This window comes from Arthrobacter sp. SDTb3-6 (genome assembly GCF_013376095.1).
Classification (GTDB): domain Bacteria; phylum Actinomycetota; class Actinomycetes; order Actinomycetales; family Micrococcaceae; genus Specibacter.
In genome coordinates this window covers 1-12858 of record NZ_JAAMFN010000061.1, presented here as the reverse complement: position 1 = coordinate 12858, position 12858 = coordinate 1, and the positions used below count along the sequence as shown (strand labels likewise).

Genomic DNA, 12858 nt, shown 5'->3' with positions numbered 1-12858 from the left:
CCTGGCCCGGCGTCGACCTTTCCCTAGCCTTGGTGCCGGCCGGGGATGTACTGCAGGGCCCACTTGTTGCCGTCGGGGTCGGCAAAGTTCACAAAGTGGCCCCAGGGCTGGATGTCGACGTCGCCCACGTCCACGCCGTTCGCCGTGAGCTGGCGGTGGGCGGCCTGGATGTCGTCCACCACGATCTGCATCAAGGGTGCGGTGCCGGGAGGGGCATCCGTGAGGCCCTCGCCGATGCAGATCGAGCAGGCGGAACCGGGCGGCGTCAGCTGCACAAAGCGGATGTCCCCGCCGGGGCGTTCGTCAAAGTCGGCGTTGAAGCCCACCTTGTTCACATAAAAGTCCTTGGCGCGGTCAACGTCGGAGACAGGCACAAACACGAGTTCAAGTTTCCAGTCCATGGGTTCACGGTAGTGCAGGCGGAACCGGGCCGGTAGTGCCCCGCGCGAAGCGGGCTGCGGCCATGGCCTGCCACGGGCCGCGGGCACATCGCACGCAGCCCGGCTCAGAAGAGCGCCAGGCGGGCACGGGCAATGCTGTAGACGCCATAGGCCATGAGGCCGGCGGCCACGATCCCCAGGACCGGCGCACCGAACGGCAGACCGACAAGCGCCTTGAGCGCCCCGTCCAGTCCGGAGGCGTCCCGGGGGTCGACGGTGGCGGCGGCGACGATGAACAGGACCCCCACGATCGCCACGGCAATGCCCTTGGCCACGTAGCCGGCAACCGCGAGCACGACGACGGCGTGTTTGTAATGCCCGTCCGGCACCGCGATGTCCTCCCGGAACTTCTGCCGGGCACCCTTGTAGATGAAGTAGCCACCGATCCCCGCCGTCGCCAGGCCCACGGCCACCAGGAGCGCCTCGCCACCCGGGAGGGACAGAATGGTGGCACTCGCGCTGCGTGTTGACGTGCTGGCGTGGGAGAAGCCGCCGACGGCGAAGGTCAGCGCCGTGCCGGCCAGTGCCAGGTAGGCCAGCGCCTTGCCGAACGACACCACGCTGCGCACCCACCGCTTCTTGGACGAGGTGCCAATGCCCAGCGCTGCCTGCAGCAGCAGCCAGAGGGCCAGCGCACCCAGCCCCACGACCGTCGCCCACAGGCCGAGGGTCCCGCCGGGCAGCTTTGTCAGCTGCGCGAGGGCCCCCGACTGGTCGGCTTCGCCGCCGTGGTGGGTCGCCACCCGGATGGCCACCCAGCCGATCAGCAGGTGGATGAGTCCGCTGGCCGCATAGCCGGCCCGGGCGACGACGGTGAGCGCAGGGTTGTTGCCGGCGGTGCGGGCGGCGCGCCGGACGTCGCCGGCGCTCATGACCCATCCACTTGAAGTTGCGAGTACGGGCCCTGCGGCTGTTCCCCGGGATCCAGGACCGTCCTGTGCGTGTCGATGGCGATGACCACGCCGACGACCACCATGGACAGGGCAACGGAAGCTGTGGTGTCGCTGATCCAGTGGTAGCCGAGATACAGCCGGCTGGCAATTTGGATCGCAATGCCGATGATGGCGATCGTGAACGCGCCCACCGTAAACCCGGTCCTTTGGCGGCGGCTGGCAATCAGAAAGGCCAGGAGCAGCAGGAAGTCCGCCGTGCCCAGGACGTGGCCGGAAGGAAAGGAATATGAGTGGTCTGCGCCGAAGAGCATCAGGTCAACCGGCGGCCTCGGGTGCCGGACCAGCGGGGCCAGTCCACCCGCCAGGATGACCCCCGTGACCATGCCCGCGGCGAGCAGAAACGGGCGCCAGGCATGCCGGGCCGCAATGGCCCATGCGACCACGACCACCAGGACGATGATGGGCAAGGCGATGGGCCCAAAAATGACGGCCAGTCCGATCATGACGGCCGTCAGCCCCGGGGACCTCAACGTCCTGAACCATGTCTCCACGGGTTCGTCGAGACGTTGGAAGCCCGTGTGCGTGAGCACGCTGATGAGCAGGAAGAGGAAGGCCGCCAGCCCGACGCCGATCAACACGCCTGCCGTGACCTGCAGGCGGTGTCGCGCTTCGGGTGCCAGGTGCCGCTCTTCAACAACGAACTTCCCATGCCATCGTGAGTACCGTGAACCGTCAGTGGTTCCATGTCCAGCCATGACCCGTCCTTTCCCTCATGTCAGCGTCCCGATCCGTCCGTCAACCCGGCCGTTGCCGGGCCGATGGCGACTTTGGCCAAGTATCCCCCGCCGCCGCTTCGGAAGAAAGGACGCAGGAGGTAATTTTTTTCGCCGGGCGGGGCATGGCGGCCCCGGCACCCCGGCGGCGCCGTCAGCGGCGGCGTCCCGGCCACAGCAGGTACAGCAGCGGAACCGCCGAGGCAACCATCAGCACGCTGCCAAGGACCGTGTCGCCGGCCCGGACCACGGAACCGGCGATGAGCAGGGCGCCGAACACGACGGCCGACGCCACCCCCTGCGCCACGCGGGTCAGCCGCGCCAGCTGCCGCTCAAGGCGGGGGTTGGAGACGGCCAGCGAGCCGTCGTCGATGCGGGTGAGGAGGCCGTCGAGGCGCTTGGGCAGGCGCAGGGCCGTCCCGGCGGCGTCGAGCGCCTGGGCGGCCGCGTCCCGAGCGATGTTGCCGCGCTCTTCCCGCAGCAGCCGCGCGGCATAGGGCTCCACCGAGTCCCACAGGTTGAACCGGGGGTCCAGCGAGCTGCACACGCCGGAGGTCAGTGACATGGCGCGGATGACCAGCAGGAAATTCTCCGGCAGCTGGAACGGCAGCGAACGGACCGTCTCGCCGAATTCCACCCCAAAATCACGGAATTCGCGCTGGTCCACCTCGCGAAGCTCGGCGAAACCCATCCCGCCAAACCGGGCGAAAAGCCCTGTCATCGCCCGCTCGAGCCCGGCGGTGTCGGCCGAGGGCACCAGCACACCCACTTCGGCGATGGCGGCCACCAGTCCCTTGCCGTCCCGGGCGGCGGCGGCAATCAGCAGTTTCCGCAGGCCGCTGCGGGTCTGGGGCGGGACCGCGCCCATCATGCCGAAGTCGATGAACGTCAGCTGCCAGGGATGTTCCGCGTCAGGGCCGGGCACGGGGGTGATGAACATGTTGCCGGGGTGCGGATCGGCATGGAAAAAGCCGTTCGTGAACAACTGGTCAAACATGACGGCGGCAAAGACGGGGGCCACCTTCACGGGGTCGATGCCGGCCGCACGCAACGCGTCCACGTCGGTGATCTTGATGGCCGTGACGTCTTCAAGCGTGAGCACGCGGCGGGTGGTCCGTTCCCAGACGATGCCGGGCACCTCCACCCTCCCGTCGTCGGCAAAATCGACGGCAAAGCGCTCCAAATAGGCCGCCTCGTTCAGGTAGTCGATCTCCTCGAGGCTGGTTTGCGCAAATTCCTTGACCAGCGCGGGCATGTCGGCACGTTCGGAGACCAGGCGCACGTGGCTGAGCCAGCCGCCCACCTTGCGCAGCGCGGCCAGGTCCGCGTCCACAATGGCGCTGATGCCCGGCCGCTGCACTTTCAGCACGACGCTTTGCAGCCCGGTGTCGGCAGCGTCGCCGGGAAGAAGCTGCGCCCTGTGCGCCTGCCCCAGGGAGGCTGCGGCGACGGGCGTTTCCTCGACCGAGGCGAACAAGGCCTCCAGCGGCGCGCCCAGCTCCGCCTCGGCCAGGGCACGGATCGCCGGGAACGGGACGGGCGGCACCTCATCCTGCAGCCCCTCAAGCTCGGCCGTGATTTCCGGTGGGAGCACATCGAGCCGGGAGGACATGAACTGGCCCACCTTGATCATCAACCCGCCAAGCTCCGCCGCGAGCACGTGGAAGCGCTGCGCGAAGCGCCGCATCCTCCTGGCCCGGCTGCGTTCGGCCACCCTGCCCAGCCCGAGGCGGGGCAGGAGCAGTTCAAACCACCAGATCACCGCCAGGTGCCACGCGGCGAAGCGCAGGATGCGCCGGTAGCGGGCGCGGGTGTCCCCTGCGCCGGGCACCGCATCTGCCCGGCCGCGTCGAGCCGGTCCCAACCCTGTCAGTCCTGGGCGAGAATGGCGTATAGCCGGCGGCGGGCCTCATGGAGCACCGCCACGGCCTCCTCCACCTGCTTGGATGTCCCGGTGCGGCCCACTTGGGCCACGGCCTGGGCAAGCTCGACGCCGGCCTTGGGCAGCGCTGCGAACCCGCCGCCCGATGTGGGACCTGTTGTGTCCCACGGCGCCGTCGCGTCGCTGCCCGCCGCTTCCTCCCTGCCCGCCTCGGTCAGTGAGTAGATCTTGCGGCCGTTGGACTCTTCGGCGGTGATCAGCCCTTCGTCGGCCAGCAGCTGCAGGGTTGGGTAGACGGAGCCGGCACTGGGCTTCCAGCTGCCGCCGCTGCGCTCCTCGATTTCATGGATGATCTGGTAGCCGTGCATCGGCTGCTCCGCAAGGAGCGCCAGCACTGCCGACCGGACTTCGCCGCGGCCGGCCCGGGTGCCGGAGCGCTTCTCAAACCTTGACCGCAGGTCGTCAACGGCCTGCCAGATGCCGTCCAGGCCGTTGGCGCCAAATCCGCCGGATGGGAATGAATTGTGCATCATGGTCTCCTCGGGTCAGTCACTAACGATGCATAGCGATAGTTAACGATATGCCCCGCCCGGACAAAGATCCATAGCCCGGGGAATCAAACGTTGCTGCTTTTATTCATGGACCCATGGCCGTCATTTGGACCCGACGACCAGTCGCCAACGGAGGCACGCTGCCTCGACTGCGATAGTGAACGATACATTCCTGCCCCGGCGCGGCACATGACAAATCCACCACACCCCGGCCCACGCATGGCGTTGCCGGGGTGGGGCATTGCCGGCCACGGACGACGTCGGCCAATGGGGACGGGTCCGGGCGTGTGTCCGGGCCCGGCTGGCCCGCAAGGATCCGAACGCGTTGAACACCCCCACTGGCCATGGCACCGAGGCAGCGGAGGCCGATGCCCGCCTTGGCCTGGCCGCCCGTGACCCACGCAAGGGGTCCCTTGTCCGCGCTCACAGCTCTCGGCATTTAGGGGCAGTGGACGGCGGAGGGACGTGTCACCGACAAGGATCCCCCGGCTATCCACCGCGGAAGGACAAGGGCAGAGTCTGGGCCGCTGGAGGTTCGGTAAACAGCAAGCGTGCCGCGCGTCCCAAGCGCAACGCCGCAGCCCGGGAATGTCGCCTTGCTTCCGCCGTCATGGACCGCGGCCACTCCTTCGCCGCTTGTCAGGCTGGATGCTTTTTCAACCAACCCCTCGTAGTACATGATGCGGCCGGCGCCAGCCGAACGGCCGGTGCGAACCTTCCCCGCGTTGGGGACTGCACCGGTGACCGTCGCCTGGCAAATAGAGGCATCTTGGGTGAACACCTGCCCCACGCTGCCGGCCACCGCGTGCACGGGAAACACGCCACCGGGATTGATTCGTAGGCGTCAGCTGCCAGGTACAGCACGCTGACTCCCTGCATCCGGAGGGCTGCCGGCGTGCTTCAGGGCCTGGGCAACCGACTGGCCCACGGAGAACGACGGTGCCCGCCGCCGTCGTACCGGCACCACGGATGCCTCTGGGATTCCACCAACGCTCGGCCCCCAACACCAGTGGCCTGGCCGGTTTTCTTCACGGAGCCTTTGCCCTGTTTTTGGGCAGGAACCGGCGTCTGGCGCGGCATGAAAAAGCCCGCCCGGGGTTTACGGGCGGGAGATGGGCCGGGCTCGTTCCTTGATGCTGAGAGGGCAGCCCGTCGGCTCAACAGCAAAGTCCCCAGCCGGATGGCGGCAGGCCCCCCAACGAAAACAAACCTATGGTCGACAATATAGATTTACTGCCGTCGTGGTGACATGATGGGATGAGAGGGCGGCGATGGCGCGGCACACCATATCAGGCGGGACCACCGAGGCGCACGGGACCTGACGGGGCGATAAGGGACGAGAGGACCATGATTCTTAAGGAAATTTCAGTCGAACGGTTCATTTTTACCTGCACCGGATGTGGGCATGCCTGGGTGGCCGACTATGACGCCCAACATGTGGAGGATGGCCATGGCCACGCGCGGGACTATTTCTTTCGAGACGGGATTCAATGCCCCGATCCCACGGGTCCGGGGGAAACGACATGCCCGCACTGCGGCCGGGCTTCGGTCCTTGCCCACCTCAGCGCCCGCCGGGCCAGTCCCGCAGTAACTGACCAGGCCCCTGAGGGCCCGGGGGAAATGCCCACCAGCGCCCGGACGGCTGCCCGGGCCAGCGCACCGCTGCTCCCTGGCGCACAGTAGTCACCGGGAACCTTGGAAGCACCATGGCCAGGCGCCAAAGCCCGTGGGTACTTCCGGCGCCAAAGCCCGTGGGTACTTCCGCGGATAGTGGGCCTGGAAGCTGGTGGGGCGGTGACCGCTCTTGCGGCGTGCCTATCCGCCGCCAAGCGTCATGCCGGCGTCAGCGCCGGCGCTGATCCGGATGTGGGTCTACTGGCCGCCGGGGCCATGGATAAAGGCTTCGGCGTAGTCGACAGCCTTTTTGAAGGCGTCGTTGCGCAAGGTGATCTGGTCCTGGCGCGGGGATTGGATGTAATTGGTTATCCCGGGGCGTAGCAGCCAGATGTCCCCAGCCGGTGGAAGGTAGAACACGGCAAACCAGCGGCGGGTGTCGTCGTCGTCCGACCATACCGGGACAACGGCCAATGCGGCCCCGGTGTCGGCGTTGATCCACTGGGCCCGGGGCAACGGCTCTTCGTGGAGTTCCGGATCCAGGAAAGGTCCGGTGCCCTTGCCCCAACGCTTTTCGAAGCGTTCATGGAAAACCGGTAGCAAGGGGGAGTCGAAGCGGTGCCATGCACTCATTGAAAGTTCCTCCTACCGGGGTGGTTCCCACCGCAGCGGACCGGCAACGATGGGCGGCTGCCCATGCGTGGGTGACCCCGGCTTGAACACGCGGGCCCCGTTGGAAGGGCCGGGATGGGATGCCGCTGCGCCCGCTTTTGCCAGCTGGCCGCGGTCATAGCGGGCCCGCTGGACCGGGTCCGCCAGGACGGTGTAGGCGTCCATGATCTGCGTCAACTGCTCCCGCTCGAGGCAAGCTTGCTCGGATGTAGCAGGCGACGGGCGGGTGTCTGGATGGTGGCGGCGCATCAGCGACCTGTAGGCGCGGCCAACTTCTGCGCCGGTGGCATCGGGTCCGAGGTGCAGCACAGCATAAAAGTCCGGCAATCCTGACACGATTGCTCACACGTCCTCTCAGCCTCCTGGCCCCATGGACCAAGGAGAGGCGTCCATTGGTGGTTGAAGCGGTCCCCGGCCATGGGGCGCCGGGGACCGCCGGTACGGGAGGGCATGGGCCAGTGGCCGCTTTTCATTGCGCGTGAGGCGCTGTGGCGTGCCGTATGGCTACCGCCCGCATCTCCTGACGGCCCTGGATTGCCTTCCCGGTCTCGGGAACTGCCTTTGCGTTTGGGATGCTCAGGCGTTGATGGCCTGGCGGTCGCCTTCGCTGGTGGCGATTGCGATCTTGCGGGGCTTGGCCTGCTCGGCCACCGGGATGCGCAGGCTCAGCACACCGGCGTTGTAACTGGCTTGGATGTTCTCCGCGTCCAGATTGTCGCCCAGGACCAGCTGGCGGCTGAACACGCCCCGGGGCCGCTCGGCGGCGAGCATCTCCTTCTCCCCGTCCAGGGCCGGACGCTCGGCCCGCACGGTGACCACATTGCGTTCCACATCCAGGTTGATGGACTCCGGGCCCACGCCCGGGAGGTCAAATTCAACCTCAAAGGTGTCCCCGTCACGCCATGCGTCCATTGGCATGGCGGCCGGTCGCGCCGCGGTTCCCAGCACCTGCTGGGCCAGCCGGTCGATTTCACGGAACGGGTCGGTACGCATCAACATGGCTATTCACTCCTTCACAAAGCCACTTGATCCGAGTGTCACTAGATTTTAGTGCCACCCAATGTCCTGTTCAGTTCTCTCACGCCCGCCACAACCTATCGTGGCTGACATAGATTTTTTATAACACGACAGGCATACTTGTGCAAGAGGCAATTCTTCAAAAATGAGAAGGCAAGTCGGGAGCGAAATAGCGTGGTGCCCAATCCAAACGCAGCTGGCGTGTACGCCATCTCCGTCGCAGCAGAACTCGTCGGGACAGGCCAGCAAAACCTCCGGCTCTACGAACGCAGGGGCCTGGTGGAACCGGGGCGCACCGAAAAGGGAACCCGCCGCTACAGCGAAGATGACCTGGTGACCCTGCGACGGATTGCGGAACTGCTCGGTCAGGGGCTAAACCTCTCCGGCATCCGGCTTGTCCTGGCCCTGGAATCGGAAAACCGGGCCCTACGGGCAAAACTGTCGCGCAGGGCTGCCGCCCCGGGCGCCGTGCCGCGGCGAACCCGGAACAAAACAGGCACGGCTGCGCCACGGTAAAGCACCGTATGGCTGATGGTCACAGGCCGCCAGCGAAAAATAATGGGCCAAGTGACGGACCAGATCACCACACGTTCGTGGCGAGGCAATCGTGGCAAACCGGACCGATTTCAAATGCGCAGTTTTGGGGCAAACATAAAGCCCTCCAATCCAGCGTTTCCGCAGGTCAGAGGGCTTTCGGGGTGGAGCTAAGGAAATTCGAACTCCTGACCTCCTGGTGGGCAGTTTCGCACGATAAGGGGCAACTACGGTTCGACGGTCAAGGCTTTGGCGCCCAGCCACCTGATTTTCCGCCAGAACGGGGACAGGGCCGCCCAATAAGGATTCAAGGGAATCTACAACTGCAAACGGGCACTGTGAAGCGGCTGGCAACCCTTTCTGCTCGAAATTCCCGAGTCCACGCCCAGGGACCGACCAGGGAGGCTGAGGGCTTGTTCCGTTCCGCTGGTTGTACGTTGGCACAAGTCGACAGTGGCGAACTGCAGGTTTTCGCCCGACCTCCCTTGGAGGTGCAGACCCCTGCTCACCTGCCGTTCGGGAATCAGCCGGGGCTGAGCGCCGGACGGCGTTCGGCGCTCAGCCCCGGACCCTTTGGACGCCTCAGTCGTTCCCAACAGCCGATTGGCTCAGTTGTCAGTCAGACGGTTTAGTGATTCGGACATCAGGCTTCCCATACGAGCCGTTGGCGTTTTTCAAGCGCCCGACGACGGCGGACAATCCACCGGAGCTGGAAGGACACGGGCATCTTTCAATGCTGCAGGACGGCGCGGAGGAAAGTCCGGGTCCGTTCCTGCTGGGGATTCTTGAAGATTTGGGCTGGCGGTCCGCTCTCCACTGCGCCGCCGTTGTCAAACATCACCACACGGTCAGATATTTCTTCGGCGAAGCGCATCTCGTGAGTGACCATCAGCATTGTCATGTCGGTGGTGTGGGCAAGGTTGCGGATTACGTTGAGTACATCGCCGATCAATTCCGGGTCCAGGGCCGAGGTCGGCTCATCGAAGAGCAGCACCTTGGGCCGCATGGCAAGGGCCCGGGCGATGGCCACGCGCTGCTGCTGGCCGCCGGACATCTGCGGCGGTGTGTGGTTCATGTGCTTGGCCAGGCCCACCAGCTTCAGCAGGTCCGCCGCACGCTCCTGCGCCTCCGCCCTATTCATGCCAAGGACATGGACTGGTGCCTCGATGATGTTCTCCAGGGCCGTCATATGCGGGAAGAGGTTGAATTGCTGGAAAACCATGCCGATCTTGCGACGGGTCTCACGCAGCTGGCGGGTTTCCCGAACTTTTTCACCCGCGTTGACACTCCAAAGAACGTCGCCGTCCACCGTGACCAGTCCCTCACTCGGCGTCTCGAGGGTCATCAGAATGCGCAGGATGGTGGTCTTGCCAGATCCGGATGGACCTATTATCGAGACCTTTTCGCCCGCGGCGACGTCGAAATTCAGCGCCTTGAGGACGTGGTTGGATCCCCAGTTCTTGCTGACGCCCTGGAACCTGATGATCGCGTCGGCCCCGACGCCGGTGGAGACCGGGGCTGCCAGGCCCGGTGCGACGACGGTGTCCTGCGGGACAGGGGGTGAACTGACGTGTGTTGACTCAATGCTGGGGCGCATAGCGCCGCTCCAATCTGTTAATCAGCCGCGAGGCCGGATAGCTGATGGCCAGGAACAGGCCGGCAGCCAGGGTGAGTGGTTCGAGATATCGGAAGCTGGCGCTCCCGATCGCCTGTGCGGCGGCCATCAGTTCCACCACCGTGATGGCGGAGAGCACCGCAGAGTCCTTGAACATCTGGATGAGGTAGTTGCCCAGCATCGGGACTACCGTCCGAAGTGCCTGCGGCAGGATGATCCGCCCCCAGGTCCGCACGCCTGGCAGGCTCAGGGCGGTCGCCGCCTCCCATTGTCCGGCGGGCACGCCCTGGATGCCGCTGCGATACACCTCGGCCATGTAGGCGCTGTAGTTGATGCCGATAACAACCGCACCCGTGGTGAATGCGTCGAAGCTGATGCCGTAGGCCGGGAGGACAAAGAAGGCGCAGTACGCCTGCACCAGTAGCGGGGTTCCCCGGACAAACACCACCAGGAAAGCGACCAAGTGCGAGAGCACTGGAATGGCCAGCCGTCGAAGGACGGCAAAGACCAGGCCCAGCACAGCTGCGATCAGGGTGCCCAGCAGCGTAATTTCGATGGTTACCCACAAGCCCTGCAGCAGCAGTGGAATGACCGAGATGGCAAAATGGTTGTCCCAGATCATGCGTCAACACCGACCTTGATCAACCGGTTTTCCTTGCGCTGGGCCACTAGGGCCTTACGGTCCAGGGCGAAACGCCGTTCCAGCCAGCTGGTCAGCAGCGTCAGCAGGTAGGAGAGAATGAAATAGATCACCAGGATGGTGAGGAAGATCGCTGTCGTCTGTCCGGTAGTGCTGCGGATCATCTGGGCCCGGAAAGTCAGGTCCGCCACCGTCACCAGTGAAACCAACGAGGTGTTTTTCAGAAGGTCCACCATGACGTTGCCGAAGGGCGGCAGCATGGCCGGGATGGACTGTGGAATGATGACCCGGCGCAGCCTTAGCGCCGGTTCCATTCCGAGCGCAATGCACGCCTCGGTCTGGCCCTTGGCCCGGCTGGCGATGGCGCCGCGGACAACTTCGGCGGCGTAGGCCCCCTCGTTGAGTCCCAGTGCCAGAACCGCTGCGGTCAGCGGGAAGAGCTGGATGCCGAAGAATGGCAGGGCAAAGAAGAACCAAAACATCTGCACCAGCAGCGAGGTTCCACGGAAGACTTCAATGAAGACGCCCGCGGGCCATCGCAGATATCTGTGCGTGGAGAGTCGGGCCAAGCCGGCTGCGAATGCGACCACCAGGCAGAGCGCCCCGCTGAAAATTGTTACCAGAATGGTGGTCCACAGCCCCTGCAACAGCAGCGGCGCATATTCTATTACTGCATACATGGGCTCTTCTATTCTTTTGTGGGACGCTGATCATCCGGCCGTCTTGCATAGCTCTTCCGTGGTGACGCCGACCACGGCGGACGGATCGAAGCCCCACTTGGTGAGGATGTCGGAGAATCCGCTGGTCTTCTTGAACGCCGCCAGCGCGATGTTGTAGGCATCATGAAACGATGCATCTGTTTTCCTAAAGGCGGCCCCCGAGCCCGTTTTAGGTGCATCCGTCACCGCCGCAGTGACATCGAAGCTGGTATCGTTCTTGGCCAGCGCCCGCAGGGACAGTGTGGGCAGCATGAAGGCATCCGCGCGGTTGGCCTTGACTGCTTCGATCCCGCTCCGTCCGTCGTTCACCTTGACCTGCTGGGAAGCAGGGACGTTCGCGGACTTGAGTACACCCTCCTCGAACCCACCAGGCAGCACCGCGATCCTCAGCGATTTGTCAGCCACAATGTTGGCCACTTTTGTGATGCCCTTCGGGTTGCCCTTGGGCGTAGCGAAGGATTCAGTGGATACGATAACGGGCTCGGAGTACAGCACCTGCCCGCAGCGCGACTGCTTCATGAACAATCCGGCGGCGATGACGTCCCAGCGGTTGGCATTCAGCCCGGGGATCATCGATTCGTAAGGGGTGATGATGCCCTGGATGTCCTTGATTCCCATCCGCTGGCAAACCGCACGGAGCACGTCCGGCTCGCAGCCACTGACGGTTCCGTCCGTGTTGACCTGTGTGTAGGGCGGTTCGTTGGCAATGCCCACGCGCAGGAAGCCCTGCGACTTGGCGATTTCCAGCAGGTTGCCCGCCCCGCCTGAGACGGTAGCACCAGGGACGACACTCGAACAGGCTGTCGCCCACCCCCCTACAGCGACGCCTAGAACAGCCACTCCTGTGCCCCGAAGGACGTTGCGGCGTGAAAGGTTCATCTCTACTCCATTCGCCCGGGCTAGCCCGGCCTCGTCAGCACCAGCCATCTTCTGTGACCTGTGTTACACAAAATTAGTGTGCGAATGTACTATTGTCAACAACCTGAATGTAATGTTGTAGTTTGTATTGAGTCATCGTTTCATTCGCCTACCGGGTCGGGCGTCAAGCCTTACGACAACGCGCCTCGCCACCGTGGAGGCATCACCGGCCCCCACTCGTATAGTCAGGCTTGCATCCCAGCCAGAAGGCTGTCTCTCGGCATCACCCCCGCCTGCAGCCGAGGCTGATTTGCAGTCGTAATCCACCCCCAACGGCGGCCGTAAGGTCGCGACCAAGGAGCCTAAAAATGATCATTGGTGTCCCCAAAGAGATCAAGAACAACGAATTCCGCGTCGCAATCACAGCCGCAGGCGTGCACGAATTCCGCACCCACGGCCACACGGTACTGGTGGAGCGCGGCGCAGGCCTGGGCCCCGGCATCACGGACGAGGAATACGCGGTTGCCGGTGCCGAGATTGTGGACGATGCCGATGAGCTCTGGATGCGAGCCGACATGGTCATGAAGGTCAAGGAGCCAGTCAGGGCCGAATACCACCGCTTCCGCAGGGGCCTGATCGTCTTCACCTAT

The 12858-nt window shown here is 64.7% G+C and carries 13 protein-coding genes and 1 pseudogene; 2 read left to right on the top strand and 12 right to left on the bottom strand.

Annotated elements, in window-relative coordinates:
• Positions 1-23: 23 nt before the first annotated feature.
• The 8 genes from G6035_RS18480 to G6035_RS18445 form a co-directional block, all read right to left on the bottom strand.
• Complete coding sequence (locus G6035_RS18480; RefSeq protein ID WP_176618570.1) at positions 24-401, bottom strand: glyoxalase superfamily protein; 378 nt, start codon at positions 399-401, stop codon at positions 24-26.
• A 104-nt stretch (positions 402-505) separates the two neighbouring features.
• On the bottom strand, positions 506-1312 hold the full coding sequence (locus G6035_RS18475; protein WP_176618569.1) for a DUF1206 domain-containing protein: 807 nt from the start codon (positions 1310-1312) through the stop codon (positions 506-508).
• Positions 1309-2088, bottom strand: a complete 780-nt coding sequence (locus G6035_RS18470; RefSeq protein ID WP_176618568.1) for a phosphatase PAP2 family protein — start codon at positions 2086-2088, stop codon at positions 1309-1311. Before G6035_RS18470 ends, G6035_RS18475 begins: the two co-directional genes overlap by 4 nt.
• Before the next feature lie 172 nt (positions 2089-2260).
• Positions 2261-3970, bottom strand: coding sequence for an AarF/ABC1/UbiB kinase family protein (locus G6035_RS18465; protein ID WP_176618567.1), 1710 nt, complete (start codon positions 3968-3970; stop codon positions 2261-2263).
• 5 nt (positions 3971-3975) lie between these two features.
• Complete coding sequence (locus G6035_RS18460; RefSeq protein ID WP_176618572.1) at positions 3976-4518, bottom strand: PadR family transcriptional regulator; 543 nt, start codon at positions 4516-4518, stop codon at positions 3976-3978.
• A gap of 1893 nt (positions 4519-6411) precedes the next feature.
• The gene (locus tag G6035_RS18455; RefSeq protein ID WP_176618566.1) at positions 6412-6786 is read right to left on the bottom strand and encodes a hypothetical protein; all 375 of its coding nucleotides are present in this window, start codon (positions 6784-6786) and stop codon (positions 6412-6414) included.
• Positions 6787-6798: 12 nt separating this feature from the next.
• Complete coding sequence (locus G6035_RS18450; protein WP_176618565.1) at positions 6799-7161, bottom strand: J domain-containing protein; 363 nt, start codon at positions 7159-7161, stop codon at positions 6799-6801.
• Positions 7162-7401: 240 nt separating this feature from the next.
• Entirely contained in the window at positions 7402-7824 is a 423-nt protein-coding gene (locus tag G6035_RS18445; protein WP_176618564.1) for an Hsp20/alpha crystallin family protein, read from the bottom strand.
• 195 nt (positions 7825-8019) lie between these two features.
• Between G6035_RS18445 and G6035_RS18440 the strand changes: the two genes are divergently transcribed.
• A complete protein-coding gene (locus G6035_RS18440; RefSeq protein ID WP_176618563.1) occupies positions 8020-8358 on the top strand; it encodes a MerR family transcriptional regulator in 339 nt (112 codons plus the stop codon).
• Positions 8359-9106: 748 nt separating this feature from the next.
• Here G6035_RS18440 and ehuA read toward each other — a convergent pair.
• The 4 genes from ehuA to ehuB are packed head-to-tail and all read right to left on the bottom strand — an operon-like array spanning position 9107 to position 12229.
• The gene (ehuA, locus tag G6035_RS18435; protein WP_256128113.1) at positions 9107-9973 is read right to left on the bottom strand and encodes an ectoine/hydroxyectoine ABC transporter ATP-binding protein EhuA; all 867 of its coding nucleotides are present in this window, start codon (positions 9971-9973) and stop codon (positions 9107-9109) included.
• Positions 9957-10613 carry an ectoine/hydroxyectoine ABC transporter permease subunit EhuD gene (gene ehuD / locus G6035_RS18430; RefSeq protein ID WP_176618562.1) on the bottom strand — a complete coding sequence of 219 codons (657 nt, stop codon included), beginning with the start codon at positions 10611-10613 and terminating at the stop codon, positions 9957-9959. The genes ehuA and ehuD overlap by 17 nt, the downstream gene beginning before the upstream one ends.
• Entirely contained in the window at positions 10610-11311 is a 702-nt protein-coding gene (ehuC, locus tag G6035_RS18425) for an ectoine/hydroxyectoine ABC transporter permease subunit EhuC (protein ID WP_176618561.1), read from the bottom strand. Before ehuC ends, ehuD begins: the two co-directional genes overlap by 4 nt.
• 30 nt (positions 11312-11341) lie before the next feature.
• A complete protein-coding gene (ehuB, locus tag G6035_RS18420) occupies positions 11342-12229 on the bottom strand; it encodes an ectoine/hydroxyectoine ABC transporter substrate-binding protein EhuB (protein ID WP_176618560.1) in 888 nt (295 codons plus the stop codon).
• Positions 12230-12576: 347 nt separating this feature from the next.
• On the opposite strand from ehuB, the pseudogene G6035_RS18415 reads away from it, so the two are divergent.
• Positions 12577-12858: pseudogene (locus G6035_RS18415) on the top strand (alanine dehydrogenase); the annotation flags it as partial.

Excerpts from the sequence above, each read along its gene's own strand:
- ehuA (WP_256128113.1), bottom strand. The coding sequence starts at position 9,973 with ATGCGCCCCAGCATTGAGTCAACACACGTCAGTTCACCCCCTGTCCCG.
- G6035_RS18475 (WP_176618569.1), bottom strand. The coding sequence starts at position 1,312 with ATGAGCGCCGGCGACGTCCGGCGCGCCGCCCGCACCGCCGGCAACAAC.
- G6035_RS18480 (WP_176618570.1), bottom strand. The coding sequence starts at position 401 with ATGGACTGGAAACTTGAACTCGTGTTTGTGCCTGTCTCCGACGTTGAC.
- ehuB (WP_176618560.1), bottom strand. The coding sequence starts at position 12,229 with ATGAACCTTTCACGCCGCAACGTCCTTCGGGGCACAGGAGTGGCTGTT.
- ehuC (WP_176618561.1), bottom strand. The coding sequence starts at position 11,311 with ATGTATGCAGTAATAGAATATGCGCCGCTGCTGTTGCAGGGGCTGTGG.
- ehuD (WP_176618562.1), bottom strand. The coding sequence starts at position 10,613 with ATGATCTGGGACAACCATTTTGCCATCTCGGTCATTCCACTGCTGCTG.
- G6035_RS18470 (WP_176618568.1), bottom strand. The coding sequence starts at position 2,088 with ATGGCTGGACATGGAACCACTGACGGTTCACGGTACTCACGATGGCAT.
- G6035_RS18455 (WP_176618566.1), bottom strand. The coding sequence starts at position 6,786 with ATGAGTGCATGGCACCGCTTCGACTCCCCCTTGCTACCGGTTTTCCAT.
- G6035_RS18445 (WP_176618564.1), bottom strand. The coding sequence starts at position 7,824 with ATGTTGATGCGTACCGACCCGTTCCGTGAAATCGACCGGCTGGCCCAG.
- G6035_RS18460 (WP_176618572.1), bottom strand. The coding sequence starts at position 4,518 with ATGCACAATTCATTCCCATCCGGCGGATTTGGCGCCAACGGCCTGGAC.